The sequence below is a fragment of the Pantoea sp. CFCC18177 genome, assembly GCF_059412425.1.
The window spans coordinates 48,019-70,535 of sequence record NZ_JBNBPL010000005.1; the positions used below are offsets into that span (position 1 = coordinate 48,019).

At 53.4% G+C, this 22,517-nt stretch carries 16 protein-coding genes and 1 pseudogene; 11 read left to right on the forward strand and 6 right to left on the reverse strand.

Translation table 11 applies throughout. The annotated features are described in order from the left end of the window. Nucleotides 1-109: 109 nt before the first annotated feature. Together ACPUC8_RS06900 and ACPUC8_RS06905 are read right to left on the reverse strand one after the other, a co-directional pair. A complete protein-coding gene (locus tag ACPUC8_RS06900; RefSeq protein WP_494925880.1) occupies nt 110-874 on the reverse strand; it encodes a prepilin peptidase in 765 nt (254 codons plus the stop codon). Between the two features lie 119 nt (nt 875-993). Then, complete coding sequence (locus ACPUC8_RS06905) at nt 994-2,010, reverse strand: substrate-binding domain-containing protein (RefSeq protein WP_494925881.1); 1,017 nt, start codon at nt 2,008-2,010, stop codon at nt 994-996. 152 nt (nt 2,011-2,162) lie between these two features. On the opposite strand from ACPUC8_RS06905, the gene ACPUC8_RS06910 reads away from it, so the two are divergent. Beyond that, the gene (locus ACPUC8_RS06910; RefSeq protein WP_494925882.1) at nt 2,163-3,308 is read left to right on the forward strand and encodes a phytanoyl-CoA dioxygenase family protein; all 1,146 of its coding nucleotides are present in this window, start codon (nt 2,163-2,165) and stop codon (nt 3,306-3,308) included. A gap of 23 nt (nt 3,309-3,331) precedes the next feature. On the opposite strand, the gene ACPUC8_RS06915 is transcribed toward ACPUC8_RS06910, so the two are convergent. Next, nucleotides 3,332-3,541, reverse strand: a complete 210-nt coding sequence (locus tag ACPUC8_RS06915) for a hypothetical protein (RefSeq protein WP_039332917.1) — start codon at nt 3,539-3,541, stop codon at nt 3,332-3,334. A 527-nt stretch (nt 3,542-4,068) separates the two neighbouring features. On the opposite strand from ACPUC8_RS06915, the gene arnB reads away from it, so the two are divergent. Genes arnB through arnF form a run of 7 tightly spaced genes read left to right on the forward strand, consistent with a single transcriptional unit; the run spans nt 4,069 to nt 11,447 of the window. Beyond that, nucleotides 4,069-5,205, forward strand: coding sequence for a UDP-4-amino-4-deoxy-L-arabinose aminotransferase (arnB, locus tag ACPUC8_RS06920; protein WP_494925883.1), 1,137 nt, complete (start codon nt 4,069-4,071; stop codon nt 5,203-5,205). Between the two features lie 5 nt (nt 5,206-5,210). After that, complete coding sequence (gene arnC / locus ACPUC8_RS06925) at nt 5,211-6,197, forward strand: undecaprenyl-phosphate 4-deoxy-4-formamido-L-arabinose transferase (RefSeq protein ID WP_039332923.1); 987 nt, start codon at nt 5,211-5,213, stop codon at nt 6,195-6,197. Further along, nucleotides 6,194-8,173, forward strand: coding sequence for a bifunctional UDP-4-amino-4-deoxy-L-arabinose formyltransferase/UDP-glucuronic acid oxidase ArnA (gene arnA, locus ACPUC8_RS06930; protein WP_494925884.1), 1,980 nt, complete (start codon nt 6,194-6,196; stop codon nt 8,171-8,173). The genes arnC and arnA overlap by 4 nt, the downstream gene beginning before the upstream one ends. Further along, nucleotides 8,170-9,054: a 4-deoxy-4-formamido-L-arabinose-phosphoundecaprenol deformylase gene (arnD, locus tag ACPUC8_RS06935; RefSeq protein WP_039332928.1), complete on the forward strand. Its 885-nt coding sequence runs from the start codon at nt 8,170-8,172 to the stop codon at nt 9,052-9,054. The genes arnA and arnD overlap by 4 nt, the downstream gene beginning before the upstream one ends. 31 nt (nt 9,055-9,085) lie before the next feature. Further along, complete coding sequence (arnT, locus tag ACPUC8_RS06940; protein WP_039332930.1) at nt 9,086-10,747, forward strand: lipid IV(A) 4-amino-4-deoxy-L-arabinosyltransferase; 1,662 nt, start codon at nt 9,086-9,088, stop codon at nt 10,745-10,747. Beyond that, a complete protein-coding gene (arnE, locus tag ACPUC8_RS06945) occupies nt 10,744-11,076 on the forward strand; it encodes a 4-amino-4-deoxy-L-arabinose-phosphoundecaprenol flippase subunit ArnE (protein ID WP_039332932.1) in 333 nt (110 codons plus the stop codon). The genes arnT and arnE overlap by 4 nt, the downstream gene beginning before the upstream one ends. Further along, on the forward strand, nt 11,073-11,447 hold the full coding sequence (arnF, locus tag ACPUC8_RS06950; protein WP_494925885.1) for a 4-amino-4-deoxy-L-arabinose-phosphoundecaprenol flippase subunit ArnF: 375 nt from the start codon (nt 11,073-11,075) through the stop codon (nt 11,445-11,447). Before arnE ends, arnF begins: the two co-directional genes overlap by 4 nt. Before the next feature lie 7 nt (nt 11,448-11,454). On the opposite strand, the gene ACPUC8_RS06955 is transcribed toward arnF, so the two are convergent. Next, nucleotides 11,455-12,078 carry a helix-turn-helix transcriptional regulator gene (locus ACPUC8_RS06955; RefSeq protein WP_039332938.1) on the reverse strand — a complete coding sequence of 208 codons (624 nt, stop codon included), beginning with the start codon at nt 12,076-12,078 and terminating at the stop codon, nt 11,455-11,457. Nucleotides 12,079-12,179: 101 nt separating this feature from the next. Here ACPUC8_RS06955 and ACPUC8_RS06960 point away from each other — a divergent pair. Both ACPUC8_RS06960 and ACPUC8_RS06965 read left to right on the forward strand, forming a co-directional pair. After that, nucleotides 12,180-12,332 (forward strand): annotated as a pseudogene (locus ACPUC8_RS06960) (serine dehydratase); the annotation flags it as partial. Continuing rightward, nucleotides 12,329-13,471 (forward strand): DSD1 family PLP-dependent enzyme, encoded by a 1,143-nt coding sequence (locus tag ACPUC8_RS06965; protein ID WP_494925886.1) that lies wholly within the window; start codon nt 12,329-12,331, stop codon nt 13,469-13,471. The pseudogene ACPUC8_RS06960 and the gene ACPUC8_RS06965, both read left to right, overlap by 4 nt. Before the next feature lie 10 nt (nt 13,472-13,481). Here ACPUC8_RS06965 and ACPUC8_RS06970 read toward each other — a convergent pair whose 3' ends face one another. Continuing rightward, nucleotides 13,482-14,639 carry an alpha-hydroxy acid oxidase gene (locus ACPUC8_RS06970; protein ID WP_039332942.1) on the reverse strand — a complete coding sequence of 386 codons (1,158 nt, stop codon included), beginning with the start codon at nt 14,637-14,639 and terminating at the stop codon, nt 13,482-13,484. 145 nt (nt 14,640-14,784) lie between these two features. Then, nucleotides 14,785-16,128 (reverse strand): MFS transporter, encoded by a 1,344-nt coding sequence (locus ACPUC8_RS06975; protein WP_494925887.1) that lies wholly within the window; start codon nt 16,126-16,128, stop codon nt 14,785-14,787. A gap of 585 nt (nt 16,129-16,713) precedes the next feature. On the opposite strand from ACPUC8_RS06975, the gene ACPUC8_RS06980 reads away from it, so the two are divergent. After that, nucleotides 16,714-22,251, forward strand: a complete 5,538-nt coding sequence (locus ACPUC8_RS06980) for an autotransporter outer membrane beta-barrel domain-containing protein (RefSeq protein WP_494925888.1) — start codon at nt 16,714-16,716, stop codon at nt 22,249-22,251. The last annotated feature ends 266 nt before the right edge of the window (nt 22,252-22,517 follow it).

The window sequence follows — 22,517 nt, forward strand, 5'->3', positions numbered from 1 at the left end:
ACATCACAATGATTAATTTTGTTTAGAATTGTTTATTCTTTTCATATAGGAATCAGGGCGTTGGCCACTAATTGGCCGGCTATTTTAGCGCCAGCCTATGAATGGGTTATTAAATAATCGTGTTAATAAAAAGACTTATAGCCGCTAAGGCGATCCAGGGGCCAAATGCAAGGGGCTGATGGAGGTCACGATGCACACACATTTTGCCGATAAAAATCGCTAAAATTGCCCCGCTACAGGCCAGTAAAAGCATCAACGGTAACAGCGTCCAACCTAGCCATGCGCCTAAAGCCGCCACCAGTTTTGTGTCGCCCATTCCCAGAGCGGGGATACCTTTTATCCATTGATAGGTTGTCGCCATGCACCACAGTGCGCCATAACCCAAAATGGCACCAAAAACGCCGTCGGATAGCGAACCGGGGATCCATTCCACAGCTTTTAATAATAGCCCAAGCCACAGCAAAGGCTGGGTGATCACATCTGGCAACAAAAGATGATCAATGTCGATCAGGGAGAGGGTCAACAGTAGCCAAAACAGCATGAGCGTAGCGGCCAAAGGTCGATCGACGGGAAGCAGAACAAACATCGTCAGGCAAAAGAGTGCGCTGGCGATTTCGACGCCTGGATAACGCGCGCCGATTGCGCATTGACAGAAACGACAGCGACCCCGCAGCAACAGCCAACTCACCACCGGTAAGATGTCACGCCAGCCCAGAACTTGTTTACAGGCGACACAGTGCGAACGTGGACGCCACACACTGATGCTGTGCTCTGGGTTGACTATCTGTGTCGGGAGACGATACACCACTACGTTAATAAAACTGCCCACGCTCAGAGCCACCACGACAGCAATCAGCCATAACACCCATTCCATTGAACACGCCCTTTATTCCCGATTTATCCGCTCAAACCTACGCCGGGCTGGGCGAGTGCGCGAGCAGCATAGACGTGTTTCAAGCACTTTCATTCGGATTTTCGAGCCTGTTCCCGTCATCAGCTGTACATATTGAAGCGAGTAATGATGTTGATGCGAGAATAGGGCGCGACATGTTCGCGCTGCGGTAAAAAGCCGTGATACTCCAGCAGTGCGCGAAATGCGTGCTGCGCATCGAGTTGCAGGTTGTGGTCGATCAACGCATCGATCCTACCAGCCTGCATCAACGCCCGATTTTCACGGTCAAGATCGTGTCCTATGAAGGTCTCGATCTTAATATTGTGCTCGTCGAAAGCCCGTAAAATCCCGGCATTTCCCCCACCCACGGTGTATACCGCGTTGATCTCGGGATGCTGTGTCAAAAAGTCACTAACACAGCTGTACATCTGTTGGTCGATGCCAAAACCTCCAGCAACCACCGCGACTTGATGTTGCGGAGCGAACTGCGCCATCCCCGTGACAAATCCATCAATTCGTTCCTGTTCGCCAATAAACGCCTCGCTGCCGGTAATCGCGGCAATGTACGCCATATCCGCCCTAAGCCATTTAGACATGAGAAAAGCCGCTGCCTTTCCCGCACTGGCATTGTCCATGCCGATATAGCGCAGGCGATTGCTGGTGGGCATATCGGTGACAACGGTCACCACTGGAATACGTTGTTTACTGAGTTGCTCCAGGGTGGGCAACAATCGCTCATCGTGGGTGGCTTTAAGGATGATGCCGTGGCTGTTTAAGGCGCATTTTTTCAGTAGCGCATTCACTTCCTCAACCGTCATGGTTTCCTGACAATGGAAGCGTAATTGCAGACGAAAGGCACCAAAACTCGAAATTTGGCTGCTAAAGGCTTCACGCACCAACTCACTGAAACGATTAGGGGTATGCATGATGATATCGAAATAGAGTGTCCGTCCCTGGGCGAGGCCGGTTTTGCGCAGCAGGTCGAGATCGGCGATCGCTTGTTGTATGCGATGTTCGGTTTGCGGGTGGACTTTCCCCCGTTTATGCAAAGCACGATCGATCGTGGCGAGACTTAAACCCGACTGTGCGGCGATCTGCTTTAAGGTAAATTTTGCCATAAGTTTGGTGAGGTTTTTATGAGGTGTTTTTGATGTTTTGTTAACGTAATGTAGCTGCTAATTTGTCGGGTAACAACGCACCGCAGCGCATTTCTGCGAGTGTACATAACGATAAAACTCACCCTGCAAACCGATATGAAAATGAGGTCATCATGACATCACATTATTTTGTAAATGAAGATCAGGCTAATCTGGATGACTTACGCACATTCTGTGCACAAAAGGTGGATGCCGCCGATTATCCATTGGCCACAGAGATCGTTTCAGAAGTACTGATTTATGATCGGGACGTGTTGGACGATGCAGCGCTTACGGACAAAAAAGCGGTGCTGAGTGAGTTACATAAAGCACTCTCCTATGGCCCCGGCGTGCTAGTGTTGCGTGGATTGTATGCGGATACGCAGTGTGTGGATCGTGCTTCTCAAGCGTTTGAAGCGATCATGCATGAAGAAGCGAAGTCCAAGGTCCAGGCCGATCACTTCTCTAAAGCGGGTAACAATGGCCGTATCTGGAATGCGCTGCAAAAGTTAGCTGAAGTTAATCCGCAGGTCTTTATCGACTATTACGCCAATCCGACGTTAGGGCTGATTTGCCAGGCATGGCTCGGTCCGGCGTGGAGTATGACCTCACAGGTAAACCAGGTACGACCGGGTGGTGAAGCGCAGCAGGCGCATCGCGATTATCATCTTGGTTTCCAGCAAAGCGCCTTCGCGGCAGAATTTCCCATCCCCGTGCAGATTTTGTCTCAATATCTGACGCTGCAAGGTGCGGTGGCGCACAGTGATATGCCGCTGGCCTCAGGCCCGACCAGACTGCTACCGTGGTCACATCAGTATGAGATGGGTTATATCGCCTATCGTCGTCCGGAGTTCGCGCAATACTTTGCTGATAATTTTGTGCAATTGCCATTGCAGAAGGGCGATGGGCTGTTCTTCAATCCCGCGCTGTTCCATGCAGCGGGTAACAACACCACGCAGGATCATATCCGTACGGCCAATTTGTTGCAGGTCTCCTCGGCCTTTGGCGTGCCCATGGAAGAAGTCAACCATGAGCAAATCCTTAAGTGGGTTTACCCGATATTGAGCCGCAGTGCGTTGAGTGAAGTGGAGCTGGAGGCGGCCATTGCGGTGGCCGCGCGTGGCTATTCATTCCCGACAAATCTGGATACGGACCCACCGGTGGGGGGAATGGTGCCAAAAACGCAGCAGCAGTTGGTTAAAGAGGCATTGCAGAGTAATTGGAGCGAAGCAGAATTTAATTCAGCGCTGGATGCGCACACCGAGCGGCGCAAAGCCTGAACCAACAAACAGCAGTCAGTGGCTTATGACTGCTGTTTGAACATTTGAATGGCTTCCTGCACATTGCTGGTTGCCAGTGACATAACGCGGTCATTATTGAGAAACACATCATAATGGCCCGCGTTATAGCGGAATACATACAGGTCACCGCGAAAGCGCAAACCCTTGGTCTTGACCCCAATATGATGGCGGCGCAGTGCAGCCTGAGAAAGTCTGTCCGCTCCAGTATTCATCGCGATACCCTCCGTTCGTCAATGCGTCAATATCCCGACATAGAGTATGGTTTGAATATTAGCTTAACCTTAAGAACCGTGCAGGTTAAACACTAACAGTTTGTTTCATTGTCATTTTTCCGTCATCAACCTCTCCGCACATCTCCCGTTTAAAAAATGCAGCAAACGCAACGTTGCAGGCATCTGTTCATCTTGATGAAACTTTGGTGACGGCTAAATAGCGCGATGAATCAACGATGGAAAATCTTCTACCAATCTTCAACATTTAAGAAAAAAGCTAACTTGAGTATGACCCATTTAATGTTGAGTTAAGTTTTCCGCCGTATTTTGTTCTACGAGCAATAAGACAGGTGTGCTTAAGTTTTTTGCGTTAGATTAAAAAATTAACACTTCGTGCTACCAGAATGTTTCCGCTTAATCTACGGTTAAACAGCAAGTTACTGAATGCTGTTAGGGATCTGAATGACTGCACACTGCAATTGGTCCTATTGCAGGCAACTTTAGGCGTAAAACGTTAAGGTAAACTTATGACTTTTCTTCCATTCTCGCGCCCCGCTTTGGGCGAGGAAGAGTTAGCGGCAGTAAAAGAGGTATTTGAGTCAGGTTGGATCACCACTGGCCCCAAAAATGCGGCGCTGGAACAAGCCTTTTGCCAGTTAACCGGCAATCAACATGCGATTGCTGTCAGTTCTGCCACGGCAGGCATGCACGTCACGCTTCTGGCGTTGAATATTCAGCCGGGTGATGAAGTGATCACACCTTCGCTGACGTGGGTCTCCACCATCAATATCATCACGTTGTTGGGTGCCACGCCGGTGATGATCGATATCGATCGCGATACGTTGATGGTCACGCCAGAACAGATTGAAGCAGCCATTACGCCGCGTACTCGCGCCATAATTCCGGTGCATTACGCCGGTGCGCCCGCCGACATTGACGCGATTCGCGCCTTGGGCGAGCGACACGGTATTGCCGTAATAGAAGACGCAGCACACGCAGCGGGTTGTTATTACAAAGGGCAGCATGTCGGAAACCAAGGCACCGCCATTTTTTCCTTCCATGCCATCAAGAACATGACCTGCGCCGAAGGCGGCCTCATCGTCACCGATGATGCTGAGCTGGCTGACCGCATGCGCAGTCTTAAATTCCACGGTTTAGGCGTTGATGCCTACGACCGCCATACCCACGGCCGTAAGCCCCAGGCAGAAGTGATTATGCCGGGCTTTAAATACAATCTGCCTGATATCAGTGCGGCGATTGCGCTGGTGCAACTCAACAAGCTGGCGGAGATTAATGCACGCCGTGCTGAGATTGCGCAGCGTTATCTGACCGAGTTAGCGGATACGCCGTTCCTGCCTCTGGCGCAGCCCGCCTGGCCGCATCAACACGCGTGGCATCTGTTCATCATTCGTGTTGATGAAGCCGAATGCGGGATGAGTCGTGATGCGTTAATGGAAACGCTGAAAGCGCAGGATATTGGCACTGGCTTGCACTTCCGGGCTGCCCATACCCATAAATATTACCGCGAACGTTACCCGCAACTTTCCCTGCCGAATACGGAATGGAATAGCGATCGAATTTGTTCAATACCGTTGTTTCCTGACATGCGCGATGAAGACGTCACTCGCGTCATTACCGCACTGCGTCAGATCGCTGGAGTTTGATTGAGATGTTGGAAGAACAAGCCATTCGTAAAGTTTCCGTGGTGATCCCGGTCTTCAACGAAGAGGAGAGCCTGCCGGAACTGGTGCGTCGCACCGATGCGGCCTGCGCAGAACTGAATCTGGAATACGAAATCTTGCTGGTGGATGACGGCAGCAGTGACCGCTCAGGCGAGATGATTGCCGATGCGGCGGATATGCCCGGCAGCCATGTGGTAGGCGTGTTGTTGAACCGTAACTATGGTCAGCATTCGGCGATCATGGCCGGATTTAACCATGTCTCAGGTGATTTGATTATCACCCTGGATGCTGACTTGCAGAATCCACCGGAAGAGATCCCGAATCTGGTAAGAGCCGCCCAACAGGGTTATGACGTGGTCGGCACGGTACGTCAGAACCGTCAGGATAGCTGGTTCCGCCGTCGTGCCTCGCGCACCATCAACCAACTTATTCAGAAAGTGACGGGCAAGGCAATGGGGGATTACGGCTGCATGTTACGTGCTTACCGTCGTCACATTGTCGATGCGATGCTCAACTGCCATGAGCGCAGCACCTTCATTCCCATTCTCGCCAATACCTTTGCCCGCCGCACTATCGAATTACCGGTGGCGCATGCGGAGCGTGAATTTGGCGATTCGAAATACAGCTTTATGAAGCTGATTAACCTGATGTATGACCTGGTGACCTGTCTGACCACTACGCCGCTGCGCCTGCTGAGCATTGTCGGTAGCCTGATTGCGCTAGCCGGTTTTGCCTTCTCACTGGTGTTGATTGTGTTGCGTCTATTCCTCGGTGCCGATTGGGCCGGAGATGGCGTGTTCATGCTGTTTGCGGTGCTGTTTATCTTCGTCGGCGCGCAGTTTATCGGCATGGGCTTACTCGGCGAATATATCGGCCGAATCTATAACGATGTACGCGCTCGTCCGCGCTACTTCATCCAACGTGTTATTAACTCGCAGAAAGATGCCTCATCTGTACAGGAAATTGAGCAATGAAAACTATCGTCTTCGCCTATCATGATATGGGCTGTGCAGGCATTACTGCGCTGTTGAACGCAGGTTTTGAAATCAGCGCGATCTTCACCCATGCGGACTCCGCCGGGGAAAATAATTTCTTTGGTTCAGTGGCGCGTCTGGCGGCTGAACAAGGCATTCCGGTTTATGCACCGGAAGACGCAAACCATCCGCTGTGGGTTGATCGTATTAAAACCATGGCCCCGGATTACATCTTCTCGTTCTACTACCGTAACCTGCTGAATGACAACATTCTCAGCAGCGCGCGTCTTGGCGCCTTTAACCTGCATGGTTCACTGCTGCCAAAATACCGTGGTCGCGCACCGCTCAACTGGGCGCTGGTAAACGGTGAGAAAGAAACCGGCGTGACGCTGCATCGCATGGTAAAACGTGCGGATGCGGGCGATATCGTGGCGCAACAGCGTGTCGCGATTGAAGAGCAAGACAATGCACTGACGCTGCACCGCAAACTGGTGACATGCGCGTCACAAGTGCTGGAACAGGCGTTGCCCGCGATGAAGCGCGGTGAGATCGCCGCAACTCCTCAGGATCACAGTCAGGCGACCGTCGTCGGACGCCGCACGCCGGAAGATGGTCGCATTAAGTGGGAGCAGCCCGCGCAAACCATCAATAACCTGGTGCGTGCGGTGACCGACCCATGGCCTGGCGCGTTTGCATTTGCCGGTACGGTCAAGTTCGTGGTGTGGAAAGGGCGCGTTCATTCTGACGCGCCTGTGGCGAAACCGGGTACGGTGCTCTCCGTAGAACCTTTCCTGATTGCCTGCGGTGAAGGCGCACTGGAAGTGGTAACCGGGCAAAGTGAAAACGGTGTGTACATGAACGGTACACAACTGGCACAAAGCCTGGGAATGGTGCCGGGCGCGCTGCTTTATTCGCAGCCGGTTGCAGCGGTCAAGCGCCGTACTCGTGTGCTTATCCTTGGCGTTAACGGTTTCATCGGTAACCATTTGACCGAGCGTCTGTTGCAGGATGACAACTTCGAAGTTTACGGCCTGGATATTGGTTCGGATGCCATCAGTCGTTTCCTCGATCAACCCCGCTTCCACTTTGTTGAAGGTGATATCAGCATTCACTCAGAATGGATTGAGTATCACATCAAGAAATGCGATGTGGTGTTGCCGCTGGTGGCGATTGCCACACCAATCGAGTACACCCGTAATCCACTGCGCGTATTCGAACTCGATTTTGAAGAGAACCTGAAAATCATCCGTGACTGCGTGAAGTACAAAAAGCGCATCATCTTCCCGTCTACGTCGGAAGTGTACGGTATGTGCACCGATAAACATTTCGACGAAGATCACTCCAATCTGGTGGTGGGACCGATCAACAAGCAGCGTTGGATCTATTCCGTCTCCAAACAGCTGCTCGACCGCGTGATCTGGGCTTACGGTGAAAAAGAGGGGCTGCGCTTCACCTTGTTCCGTCCGTTTAACTGGATGGGGCCGCGTCTGGATAACCTGAATGCTGCCCGTATCGGCAGCTCGCGCGCCATCACCCAGCTGATTCTTAATCTGGTGGAAGGTTCGCCGATCAAATTGATCGACGGTGGCGCGCAGAAACGCTGCTTTACCGATATCCGTGACGGTATTGAAGCCTTGTTCCGCATCATTGAGAACAAAGGCAATAACTGTGATGGTCAGATCGTTAACATCGGTAACCCGGATAACGAAGCCAGCATTAAAGAGCTGGCAGAACGCCTGTTGGCCAGCTTTGAACGTCATCCTCTGCGCGATCGCTTCCCGCCGTTTGCCGGCTTCCGTGAAGTGGAGAGCAGCAGCTATTACGGTAAAGGTTATCAGGACGTAGAACACCGTAAGCCAGCCATCAAAAATGCGCGTCGTCTGCTGGACTGGACGCCAACCGTCGAGATGGATACCACCATTGATAACACGCTGGACTTCTTCCTGCGCACCGTTGAGCTGCAGGATAAGCCATGAAGAAAATTGGTTTGCGCGTAGATGTTGATACCTGGCGTGGAACCAAACTCGGCGTCCCGGCACTGTTGGAACAGTTCAGCCTGCATCAGCTGCAGGCCAGTTTCTTCTTCAGCGTAGGGCCGGACAACATGGGGCGCCACTTGTGGCGCCTGATGAAGCCGCGCTTCTTATGGAAAATGCTGCGCTCGCGCGCAGCTTCCCTCTACGGCTGGGATATTTTACTCGCGGGTACCGCTTGGCCAGGGCGTGAAATTGGTCGCGGGTTGGAAGAGATCATCAGCGCCACGGCGGACCACCATGAAGTCGGGCTGCATGCGTGGGACCACTTTGCCTGGCAAACCTGGGCAGGCGTATGGCCAGAAGAGAAGTTGCTGGAGCAGATCGCCCGTGGCAAAAAGGCGTTGGAATCGATCATCGGTGACAATGTCACTTGCTCGGCCGTGGCGGGATGGCGTGCCGATGGCCGCGTGGTGGCGGCGAAGCAACGATTTGGTTTCAGCTACAACAGCGACTGCCGCGGTACGGGACCGTTTCTACCGCGTCTGCGTGATGGCAGCCTGGGCACGGTGCAAATCCCGGTGACACTGCCAACCTGGGACGAAGTGGTCGGGCAATCTGTGAGTGCGGCAGGCTTTAATGACTTCATCCTCGAACAGATGTTAGCTGCTGAAGGTGCGCCGGTTTATACCATTCACGCCGAAGTGGAAGGCATTGTCGGTTCGCAAGCTTTTGGCGAATTGCTGACGCGCGCGAAGCAGCATGGCATTCACTTTTGTCCGCTCAGTGAACTATTACCTGAAGATCTCAGCACGCTACCACAAGGCAATCTGGTGCGTGGGCATATCCCCGGACGAGAAGGCTGGCTGGGCTGCCAGGCCTGAGTGTTAACAGGAAACTAAACAGGAACCACGGATGCGTACAGGTACCAAAACGGCGCTGCTGTTAGCGCTTTTCGCACTCTACTACCTCATCCCCATTGAATTCCGCGCCTTATGGCAGCCGGATGAAACCCGCTATGCCGAGATCAGCCGTGAAATGCTGGTGAATGGCAATTGGGTGGTGCCGCACTTCTTTGATTTACGCTATTTCGAGAAGCCGATCGCTGGATATTGGGTTAATAATATTGGCCAACTGCTGTTTGGTCATAGCAACTTCGGCGTGCGTGCGGGTTCTATTTTCTGCACTTCGATCAGTGCGCTGTTGATTTACTGGCTGGGTAACCAGATGTTTGCCAGCCGTAAGATCGCCCTGACGGCCAGCGTGATCTTTATGACTTCGCTGCTGGTGTATGGGATCGGGACTTACGCGGTACTCGACCCCATCCTGCTGTTGTGGCTGGTGGCGGCGATGTGCAGTTACTGGCTGGCAGTGCAGGCCACCAATACTCAACAGCGTTTACTCGGCTATGTCTTGCTCGGCGCGGCATGCGCCATGGGCTTTATGACCAAAGGCTTCCTGGCATTGGCGGTGCCGGTCTTGGCTATTTTGCCGTGGGCCATCTGGCAAGGTCGCTTTGGTGAGCTGCTGCGTTGGGGTCCATTAACTATTGTGGTGGCTGCACTGTTGAGTGCGCCATGGGCGCTGGCGATTAATCGTCAGGAAGGGGATTTCTGGCATTACTTCTTCTGGGTAGAACATATCCAACGCTTTGCGGAGAAAGATGCCCAGCACAAAGCGCCATTCTGGTACTACTTGCCGGTGCTGCTGGCGGGTTGCTTACCCTGGCTGGCACTGTTGCCGGGTTCATTAGTGGGCGCGTGGCGTCAGCGCAGTCAGCATGCGGGGGCTGTTTATCTGCTGAGTTGGGTGTTGCTGCCGCTGCTGTTCTTCAGTATCGCCAAAGGAAAATTGCCGACCTACATTCTGCCTTGCTTTGCACCGCTGGCACTGCTGATGGCGCACTATGCGCACAGCGGATCAGCGAAGCTTGCCAGGGTGTTCAAAGTGAATGGTTGGATCAACCTGCTGTTTGGTGCCGTCACGACCATTGTGGTGCTGGGAGTTATTGCACCATGGGGGCTGTCACATCGTCCGGTTTATAGCAGTGATGAAACCGTTCGTGTTATCTGTGGTGCATTAGCGTTTGCCGGCTGGGGTGTGATGGGCTGGCTGAGTCTGAAGCCTGGCCACTGTCGCTGGCAGTTGGCTGCGCTCTGTCCGTTGATGTTGGCACTGCTGGTGGGATTTGCCATTCCACAAAAGGTGCGTGATTCTAAACAGCCACAGAACTTTGTCAGTGCCGTGCATAATCAACTGGTCGATAGTCGTTACGTGTTGGCCGACAATCCGGGCATCGCCGCTGCCGTGGCGTGGGAAGCAAAACGCAGTGATATCACCTTCTATGACGCAAAAGGGGAATTGCAATATGGCCTTAGCTATCCCGATGCGCAAACGCGTTATGTTGATGGTCCAGCTTTTGCGGACTGGCTGCGCGAACATCGTCGCCAGGGGAAAGTGTCATTGGTGATGATGCTGAACTCAGGCGAGAAGGAGCCGGATCCCTCATTGCCGACTCCAGACGATGTCTATCGCCAGGGGCGCCTGGTCTATTACGGTTACGACGCGAAACCATGAGTTTGCTGCTCATTCTCCTGGTGAGTCTGTTGAGCTGCGCCGCCCAGCTGTGTCAAAAGCAGGCGGCGTACCTCGGCACCCGACAGGGCAAGAAAAAGCTGATCATGTGGATTGCGCTGAGCATTTTTTTGCTCGGTGTAGCGATGCTGCTGTGGCTGATCGTGTTGCGCGTGGTGCCCGTGAGTGTGGCCTATCCGATGCTCAGCCTCAACTTCGTGCTGGTGGCGATTGCCGCACGGCTGATCTGGCGTGAAACCTACTCATTGCAGCAGTGGTTCGGCACCCTGGCGATTGTTGCAGGTGTCGCGCTGATGGGGAGTCATCTATGAAAGGGGTGATCCTCGCGCTGTGCAGCGTCTTACTGGTGTCTTGCGCACAGCTGCTGCTACGAGCGGCGATGCTGCATTTTCCACCTCTCGCTGAGCTGCTCAGCCCACAGATTTGGCAACATCTGCAGCCCTTGATGTTGCTGTGCCTGGGGCTGGGAGCCTATGCACTCTCTATGCTCTGTTGGATGTTAGCCTTACGCCATCTGCCGCTGAATCGGCTCTACCCGCTGTTGAGTCTGAGTTATGTGCTGGTGTGGCTCGCCGCCATCTCGCTCCCGGTGTTTAATGAGCCATTCCGCTGGAGCAGTTTTGCTGGCGTGGTGCTGATTGTTTTCGGGCTGTTGTGCGTCTCGTTACCGCGCAAGCGCTGAACACCAGCTACTCTTTCGCGTACAGGTAAACCGACGCGCGCGACACGCCCAACTGCTGCGCAATCAGGTCCATCGACTTTTTCATTTCCAACAAGCCGCTATCGCGCAACTCAGCCATCAGCTGTTTGCGCTCAGCGGCTTTCAGTGCGCGCGGTGTTGTGGCGAGTCGGGCAGCAAAATGATCAATCTTCGCTCTTAACGCCTGCGCACCGGCGGGTTCAATGGTCTCTTGCACCGCATTACTCGCCAGTTGTGTAAACTGCGCCAGCGCGCTTTGCATGCCGCGGAATAGCGTCATATCCACATTCATACAGAGTGCCGCAACATAATCCCCGTCTTCGTCTTTAATACCAATTGAGGTGCTTTTCACCGGACGACCATCGGCCAGTTGATTGGCATAGTTAGCCACGATAGCCGGAAACTCAGGTGAAGCGATGCGCGCCAGTCCCATCTCTGTGCTGGGTTCACCGACTTCTCGCCCGGAAAGGTTGTTATGAATAGCCAGAATCGCGTGCTCTGGATTTTGCAGATCGTGGACCACCACCTCACAAAAAGGGGCGAAAGTCGCGCTCAACCCCTCGGCGATGGTGTTGAGTTGTTCAAGCAGCAAGGCATTATTTCGAACGTTCATAAATCAGATCACAAATAGACTGGAAGAATTGCCTAATTTTATATATTTTGTCAATTCAATGCAAAACTTGCTGGTGCTGCCATGAGCGCTCTTATCTTACGAAGCAGGTGGTTGAACCAATGGGCTGCTGGGGGCTGGCGGCGGTGCGCGCGAATCCACAACGTTTTGTGGACAAGCGTGTCGGCATCATTATCAGTGGCGGTAACGTTGATCTCGACCGCTATGGCGAATATCTGACAAGGAGCAAGGCGTGACAGGACTTCCTGAGTGGTTAGAACAGATTGAAACCCCATATTTACTCATCGACGAGGCCCGCTTTCAGCGCAATGTGGATCGGCTTTATAGCCGCATTGCCCGGCTTGGCAGCGTGGTGCGTCCGCATCTTAAGACGTTACGTTCGGTAGAGGCTGCATCAAGGTTACTGGCGGATGCGGCACATCCGGCCACGGTGTCAACGCTGGCCGAAGCCGAAGGCTTTGCCGCGGCGGGTTATCATAATTTGCTGTATGCTGTGGGCATTGCACCTCACAAGCTGGCTCGTGTTGCCCGCCTGATGCAGCAAGGGGTGGATCTGCATATTTTGCTGGATACGCCGCAACAGGCACAGGCGGTGGTGGATTATGCCGTTGCGCATCATGTCACTTTCTCGGTGTTTATTGAGATCGACTGCGATGGTCACCGTGGCGGCCTTCCACCGGAAAGCGACAGGCTGGTGGCATTGGCACAGCAGCTAGAAGGCAAGGGCGCAACGGTAACGGGATTGCTGGTGCATGCCGGGGAATCCTACAGTTGCCGGAACCCGGAACAGATCCGCGCTGCCGCGCAAGCGGAGTGTGACGCTATCCGTCTGGCGGGTAGCAGGGTGCGTGCAGCGGGCATTGCGTGCCCGATCCTCAGTGTCGGAGCAACGCCTACGGCGCATTATGCCGAGGATTTGGCAGGGATCAGCGAGGTGCGAGCAGGTGTGTTTACTGCCTTTGACCTGGTGATGCACAACGTCGGCGTTTGTCAGAAAGACGATATCGCGCTATCCGTGGTCAGTACTGTCATTGGGCATAACGTTGAGAAAAACTGGGTGTTTATCGATGCGGGCTGGATGGCGATGTCTCGCGATCGTGGCACCGCAGCGGGCCCGGTGGATTACGGTTACGGATTGGTGTGTGATATGGCGGGCGCGCCGCTGGATGTGTGTCTCAGTATCACCAATCAAGAGCATGGCATCATTGTCTTACCCACGGACAGCAACCTGACGCCAGACGATTTCCCGATTGGATCGCGCATACGTATTCTGCCGAATCACGCTTGCGCCACCGCCGCTATGCACCTGCAGTATCAGGTGTTACAGGCAGACAGCACAGAACCAGCCGTTTGGACACGTATCACCGGCTGGTGACGTGACAACGTCACTCTGTCTGGCGTAAGTGCCGCAGATTAAGATCAGCCAGCGAGGGCGCGCCCAGCATGCCTAAATCGCGGCTGACCTCATTGATAATCAAATCCAGTGCCCATGAGACGCCCGCTGACCCACCCACCGCACAGGCATAGTTGAAAGGGCGTCCTACAAAGCAAGATTTTGCCCCCAGCGCCAGCGCTTTGATAACGTCGGTGCCACGACGAATCCCGCTATCGAACATCACCGTCATGTTTCCGGCTGCCTCGACAATCTCCGGCAAAACATAAATCGGTGGGATCACGGTGTCCAGTTGGCGACCACCGTGGTTCGACACCACAATGCCGTCTATACCGATAGTTTTGCAGCGCACCGCATCGTTACGGCTGAGGATGCCTTTAATCACCATTGTGCCGGGCCAGCGTTGACGAATATGTTCAATGTGCTGCCAGGTGAGATGACTGCGGCCACTAAAATCGCGTACGGCATTTTTCGAAAACAGCGGTGCGCCACGTACCGCATTGTTATTTTCGAAGTAAGGCATGCCGCTGGTCAGTAGGGTTTTTATCAGGGTGCCGGTGAGCCAGCGAGGATGTGTCAATCCTTGCCAGGCTAATGCCAGACTGGGGCGAAACGGCGTAGCAAAACCGGCGCGCACATTGTTTTCGCGGTTGGCTTTGACGGGGGTATCCACCGTGACCACCAAAACGGGGATCGCGGCACGTTGTACCCGATCTATCAAGGCATCAATTTCTGCCAGCGTTTTCGGCAGGTAAGCCTGAAACCACATGTTGGGATTCGCGGTCGCCACGTCTTCCAGGCGGATCAGCGACGATCCGCTCATGATAAAGGGCACGTTTTTCTCTGCTGCTGCACGCGCTAGCGCGATATCACCCTGAAACCCGGTAATCGCAGAGATACCCATCGGTGCGATGCCCACTGGTGCAGCGTAGTGATGACCGAACAACTCGACCTCGGTGTTGCGGTGTGAAACATCCACCATATTTTCTGGGATCAGGCTGAAGCGCGCGTAGGATCGCAGCGTATGCTGGAGCGCCAGGTTGTCCTCGACGCCACCCGACACGTAGGCATAAAGCGGGTGCGGCAGCCGCTTAACGGCGTATTTTTCGAAGTCATTCAGGGAAAGACAACGCTCAAACTGTTTGCGCATGGGTAACCAATCCGGTGGGGCGAGGTAACATGATGAAAACGAATGCTATTGCACCGGGTGATTTTAGCAAATGCTGAAACTGGCAAAGCTATTCTGATTAATGCATAACCAGGCAGAGCGGCACGGGGCCGCTCTTATTCACAGATTAATGCTGCTGCCAGGGATGATATTCTCCGTTGCGGCGTCCAGGCGCGGTTTCCGGCAGACGCAGCAGGCCAATGACCGAAATCACGCCCAGCACCGCCACATACAGGGCCAGCCCATACCAATGGCCGTCTGTCATTTGCAGAATTTTAACCGCCACTAAGCCGAGCACGCCGCTACCGATCAGGGAACCGATCTGCCAAATCACCGCAATGCCGCTACAGCGGATGTGGGTCGGGAACAGTTCAGGGAACCAGGAAGCTTGAGGGGCATAACACATGCTGTGTCCCAGTGTCAGGGCAACGATCATCGCGATTTGTGTGAGCCAGTAGCTGTTTTGCGACAGGGCATAGAAGAACGGCACAATCGAGATAACAATCAGCAGCGCACCCATCATATACACCGGTTTACGGCCGATTTTATCCGATAGCGCCCCCATCACCGGGATGGCGAAGACTTCGAGAATCACCGCTACGATCATGCTGTTCATCAGAATGCCGGAATCGAGATTATTCGCTTTGCCCCACGCCAAAATAATTACGGTAAACAGCGCAAAGGCACAGGCTTCGATCAGCTTAGCCGCCACGCCATTCACCACTAATTTGGGATTACCGCGCAGCACCTCTTTTAAGGGACGTGACTCCGCTGCTTTGGTTTCGCGGATGGCGGCAAACACCGGCGATTCATCAATACGAAGTCGAATAAACAGGCCGACAATCACTAACAATGCACTTAACAGGAACGGCACGCGCCAGCCCCAGTCCATCATCTGTTCAGCAGACAGCGTCGCATTGAGAATGGCGAACAGGGCCAGCGGCAGTAAGAAACCCACTGGCGCGCCGATTTGCACCCAACTGGCGAAGAAACCACGGCGTGATGCTTGCGAATACTCTGCGGTCATCAATACAGCACCTGCCTGTTCACCGCCCACACCGAAGCCTTGCAGCAGACGAATAGCAATCAACAATACTGGCGCCCAGATGCCGATCTTCTCGTAAGTCGGCAGTAATCCAATGCAGAAGGTACCCAGTCCCACGATCAGGATGGTGGCCACCAGCGCCTTTTTACGACCGACTTTATCGCCAATATGACCAAAGACTATCCCGCCTATAGGACGGGCAAGGAAACCCACGGCGTACGTGGCAAATGCGGCCAGCGTGCTGATCAGTGGATCGTGGCTGGGGAAAAATAAGTGGCCAAAAAACAGCACCGCCGCTGTGCCGTAGGCGAAGAAGTCATAGTATTCCGCCGCGGTGCCAATGGCCGATGCACTGGCCACCCGACGAATCAATGAGGTGTGATTTTTTTCGGTAGCCTGAGTGTGGGTAAGGGTGGAAGATGCCATAACAACAATCCTGCTTGGTTTTATAATGTTAGACTACCATACAAGAAGGTTTCATCGTTTGTTGCGCGGATGATCACAGTTTTAGTCGGCTGATTTATCACATCTTCGAGCTCTCTTCTCACCTAATGAGTGCCTCAAATAAACCCGCTTTGTGATGAATTATATTTAGCTCGTTTATCGCTGCATTTATTCTACTTTATTGTTTAAATAAAATATTACTTGGATCTGTTTTAATCTTTTTTCCCCTCTCTCTTAATTCATGAGTCATATAAATGTTATCAATATTTATTTCTTGATTGATATAATAATGAGTGGTTGTCAATAAATTTGCATCGCGTTGATTCATAATGGAAATACACTGAAAATTCGAACGTTGTTAACTGTTGAAAGTAAACGGCTAATTCCTAATTTGGCTTAACTTTCATCCGTCACCTTAACTCCAGCTAGACGTTTTCTTTACAAAGTGATGAGATAACCCAATACAGCAGGTTATCTATTCCGGCTTTACCTCATTCTTTTATTCAAACGTCATGCATGGCGCTGCGTTGCCGTGCGCAAAATATTATTTTCTCTCTGGAGGAAAGGATGTTGTTCAAACTAAAACCGCTCGCGTTAAGTCTACTGGCTGCGCAAGGCATCATCATTCCTGTGGTACAGACCACTGCCGCAGTCATTCAGCCTTTTGACCCGGCGAAGAATGACAATAAAGTGGGGGTCTTTTGTGTCTGCAATGGCAGCACGCAATCACTCACGGGATTACCGCAGTTTGCGCCGGGCAAAAGTGGTGAAGTACAGGTTACGATTGGTGAAATACAGGATCAGGGCAGGCTGGTCTCGGACAATAACGTACTTGGTCAACCTCGCCTGAGTCTGGGGGCGCAGGATTACACGATATCGGTGCCCAACGAAGACCATCGCTCTTACAGCGACTATCAAACCTACAACAGCGCCGCATTGAGCAGCCTGGCACCTGTAGACAGCAGTACGGTGGTAACCGATTTCGAAGAGGTAAAAAATCAGCAGTACATTGATACTCGCGTTGCATCGGTGAGTAACGGCACCATCAATGTGCAATTGGGTACGGATGGTGCCAGCACCGTCACAAATGGTTGGGAGATGGCAGCGAAACAGAGCCGCTTATTCACCGCCAGCAACAAAGGCAATATGAATTGGTATGGCGATAATCGCATCACGTTTACCGCCACACAGATTCCGGCGGTGTCACGCTGGGGCCTGAACGTTGATAATCTTGTGAGCTATAACGGCGCATTCAGCGTAACCACCCTCTACGGCGACACCACCAACTTCAATGTCACTTCTTTACCGGATCTGCAAAGTTACAATGACTGGCTAATTGAGCAACTGCAAAACGGACAGATCAGCAGCGCCGACTACAATACCGAATTTAATAAAGCCGTCACCTTGAGTAGTCGGTTGGTGGTATGGGGCGTGAATACCCCTGATGAAGATGAAGCCTTCCTGCCAATTGGCGAACGTATCGTACTCAGCGCCGACGGGGCTAATGCACATGCCTCTGTTGCCACCGGCAAAACCCTGGAGGTGGCGAATGCCAATGGCGGCGCGATGCGTGCGGATAACGGCGCAACCGCGACCATCAATGGCAAGCTGGCCAGTAGCGGCAGTGGGCTTACCGATGACGATGCGCTGGTGCTGACCAACGGCAGCAGCGGCATTAACAATGGCGTCATCAATAGCGGGTTCTTCAATAACGCGGATGGCAGCGGGATCGACAGCAGCACGCTGGGTCCCAATGGCCTGGCGGTCAATGCCAGCAACAGTCACTTTATCAACAACGGCATCATTAACAGTGCTGGCTCCGCCGTCAGCCTGGTAAGCAGCAGCGGGGTGAACAACGGTACGATTAACCTGGTCGGAGGCAACGACAGCGGTACGGCCGTGGCACTCAGCGGCGAGACCAGTACCTTCACCAACAATGGCACGATTTATCTCGGGCGCACGCCGCAAAATCAGCCTGGCGATGCCACCACCGACACGCCATTGAGCAGTGCGATCGGCATCCTGCAATATGGCAATTCCAGCGTCATTAATAACGGGCACATCGTCGTTGGATCTAAAGTGCAAAGTGGTGCGGCGATCAGCGTGAATGGTGCAGATGATGCTGTGACCCGCAACAATGGCGTAATTGATGTTAACGGTCGCGGCACCGGGCTGGAAGTCATTGATGCAGGCCGAGGCGGGCAAGTCGGTAACGCAGGAGTGATCAACCTCAACGGTGATAATGACACGGGCCTGATGGTCACTGCTAACGACGGCAATCAGGCTTATGGCTGGTCAACCGGCCCCGTGAATATCTCGGGTAATGCAAATGCCGCAGGAGGCACGCGTAACACCGCGGTGTGGGTTAAAGGAAGCGGCAGTGGCAGGGCTTCGGCCGATATCAGCGGCCCGATCGCCCTAAATGGCGCGGGTGCCATCGGTATTCGTGCAGAAGGCAATGCCAGCGTGAACGTCGCACAAAGTGCCATCCCAACCGGCAACAGCAGCCCCGATCAAATCACTTTTCTCACTATCGGTCCTGACGCCCATATCGCGTTGCCTGCTAGCGGCAGCTATGGCGTGACGGGGGCGAACTCCACCGTTTTCCGCGTGCAGGATGGGGCAAGCTTTGATGGCAGCGGCATGATGCTAAGCTCCAACGGTGATCTCTCAACTGCGGTCATTGGCAGCGGTGACAACACCCAGGTCACTACCGGCAATGCCATCTTCAATCTCGGCGATAACGGCATCGGCTTGCGCATCGAAGGCGCCGCGCAGGGAACGATTGATGCCGCCACCACCTTCAATATGAACGGTGTACACAGTATTGCGGCGCAAGTGCAGGGAAATCGCACCGATCTCACTGGCAATATCACCAACTCCACCTCTCTGCCGTATACCAACACGCTATTAACTAACAATGCCAGCCTCAACGGCACTCAGGATCAGCAGATTGGTTTTATCGCCAGCAGTCAGGGGCAGTTGATCAACAACGGCGCGATTACCCTGAGTGGCAACCATGCCACCGGCATAATGTCGTTGGGTGCCACGGCCACCAACAACGGTACGGTCTCGGTCAGCAACGGCAGCACCGGGATATACGCGGAAGGGTATAGCTATTCGGTTGCCGCACGTGCCACCAACAATGGCACCATCAACGTCACCGCAGGTAATGCCAGTGCTGCGCAGCCTTCAGTGGGTGGCGTGGCGTTTGGCGATCTTGGTTTCTTCTACCAAAACGGCACCATCAATCTTTATGGCGATCATGCCGTAGGCGCGCAGGCGGGCAATGGCGGCACGGTGGTGATTGGCACGGGTAGCAACATCCTGTTCCATAACGCGAACCAAATCGGTTACCAGGCGCTTGAAGGCTTAAGCAGTATCAGCAATAGCTCCAGTCTGAACACAGATGCTGAAAACATCACGTTGTTAAGTGCGGGGGGCGGCGGCAATGTTAACAATCAGGGCATCGTCACGCTCAACGGCAACAACAGCAGCGCGGTTGGGCTGACTGATGGCGGTTTACTGGTTAACAGCGGTTCGATTTCCGCCACCAAAGGCGTAGCGCTGGATGCCTCCTCTGGAAGTTCAATCTATCTACAAAGTAGTGGCCAACTTTACTCCGAGGGCACTGCCGCCATTCGTGTCGGCAGCGGTGGTTCACTCAATATCATCGGAGACGGTCAAGGCGATACTTACAGCAGCTACACCAGTTCGATTGGTGCTGGCGGTAATGCAGACACCGTGCTGATCGATAACGGCGCAGCGGGGTTTAGCGCTGACCATGTAGAGTTATATGGCAGCAGCAACGTGATCAATAACCGTGCTGAATCCAGCAATATCGCGTTGAATTATGCTCGCATTGATGTCAACGACGGTAACGGCATTCGTTCAGCCACCTCTTTTGATCCCGAGGGGCATGCCTACATCAACGTCAGTGGCAACGGTAATGGTATCGGCTATCTGTTTGCCAATGAGGATGGTTCAGTGACCCATAACGATCTGACGATTGGGCCAAACTATTACATCTTTGTCTCCGGCAATAACACCGGGGTACGCGCTAACACCACAGGGACGGTCACCAACGAAGGCACCATTGCGGTGTATGACCAATCGGGTGGCTCGGCGATTGTCACCAGTACCGCCAGTGAGGTGATCAACCGGGGCGGCATTATTTCATTAAGCACCGTCTCACCGATTATTGACCTGCGTGGCGGGCAGACGCGCTTTATTAACCAAGGCAATATCAGCGCTCCTTTCCCGGAAACCATCGTGGTGGCGGGAGGGGCCAGCGATGATCAAATCGCGTTACTGGCGGGGAGTGTGGTTGGCGACGTCAACACCGGCAATGGCAACGACAGTTTGCAGGTTTCGGGTGGCACGCTGAATGGCAGCCTGACCATGGGCGACGGCACCAATCAGGCGCTGGTGGCTAACGTTGACCTCGCCAACACGCGCCACATCACCACCAATAATGGTGCAGGCAGCACCTTGAATTTCAGTGATATCAGCGCGCGCGGCGGTTCCTTTAGCGCTGACGATCTCAGCAAAGGTACCAACCTTGGCGCTGGCTGGAGCACCATTAACTTCGACCACACCCAATGGACATTGACCGATAACCTGAAGCTGGCGCACAGCACCATCAATATCGGCGAGGGGTCGACCCTGTTTGCCGGTGATGGCGTCAATCCGCTGTTAAGTGGTGCCATGGATGGATCGCTGGTGGTGAATAATGCCGGGATGCTGGATCTCACCAATGGTAACGGTGCGCCGGGTAATACGTTAACGATCGATGGCGATCTTAATGCTGTCGGTGGTCGCGTGAAACTCAACACGCAATTAGCCAGCGCAGGAGCCAGCGATAACCTGCGCGTTAACGGCAATAGCGGCGGCACAACCTTGCTGGATGTCAAACCGGTAGCGGGCGACGGGGCTGTTATCACGCCGGACCAGGGCATCTCGCTGGTACAGGTCACCGGAACTGCCAGCGCCAGTAGCTTCGCGTTGGCGAATGGCTACGTGGCATCGGGTCCTTATCAATACGGGCTCTATAGCAGCACCAATGGCTCTGCATGGGATTATCGGCTGGCGAACAACTTCATCAGCAACACGGCAGGTAACGCAGTGCGGCCTCAACTCACCCCTCAAATGCCATCCTATATTTCTGCACCTGTCGGGTTGGCCTACTACAACATGGCGGTGATGGACGATCTGCATAAGCGCTTAGGTGAGTTACGCCAGGATCAAGATAGCTCTGCAGGTAACGGCGGTGAGATGTTTATCCGCTATCTGGGCTCCAACCTGACCTACAAAACTGATCGCAGCCTGAGCCAATACGGCTATGACTTCGATCTGGATTACAGTGCGGTGCAACTGGGCGGGAATCTGATTCACCTGCAGGGGGCCAACGACAGCATACGCGCAGGAGTGGCTTACACTCGTGGTAATGCGCGCATTCGCCCGCAGGCGGCAGATGGCTACAGCTCCACCAGCCTCGATAACGATACGCTGTCGCTATACGCGACCTGGCTGCGTGACAATGGTCTGTATGTGGACGGGACGCTTTCGTTTGACTGGCACCGTGGCGATACCGACATTGCGCGGCAGAAAGACGTCGGCAAGTTGAAAGGTAATGGCTGGGGCGCTTCACTGGAAACCGGCTATCCGTGGCAGCTTGGTAACGGCATTCGCCTTGAGCCGCAGGCGCAGTTAATGTATTTGCAGCTCAATATGGATGACCTGGTTGATGAGGATAATACCCGTGTCCGTTGGGGAAGCTATGATCAAACCATTGGCCGTGTGGGGGCGCGACTGGACCGCACCTGGCAGGATGCAGCCGGGCAACAATATACGCCTTATGTGCGTACCAGTTACACGCGTGGCTGGGGTGGCGCAGCGACGACGCAGGCCAGTGCCAACGGTAGTGCGCAGAGTGTCAGCTTTGACAGCGGTAAGTTCGGTCAGATGTGGGATGTGGGTATCGGCGGCACCGCTACCTTAAAAAGCAATGTTTCACTGTATGCTGAAGCGGATTATCGCCAGGAGATTGACGGTAACGGAACAAAAGGCTGGCGCTACAATGGTGGTGTACGCTGGCAGTTTTAATCTAATTAACCCTTACGCTAATAGGTTTGGCGTAAGGGTTTTCTTATTCCCGCTTTGACTCCCCGCTTAATTTAAACCCACATTATCAGCCTACGATATATTTATTTATCACCTCTTCAATACAAAATTCAACATCGCTTGATGCAAACCCATCAAAATAAAATAACCAGAATGCTTGATCTCACACTTTGAACGCAATGTTTTAAATAACTATTAACATGAAATAAAAATACCGCTAGCGTGAACGTCTGTTTTGTTCTGCTGTA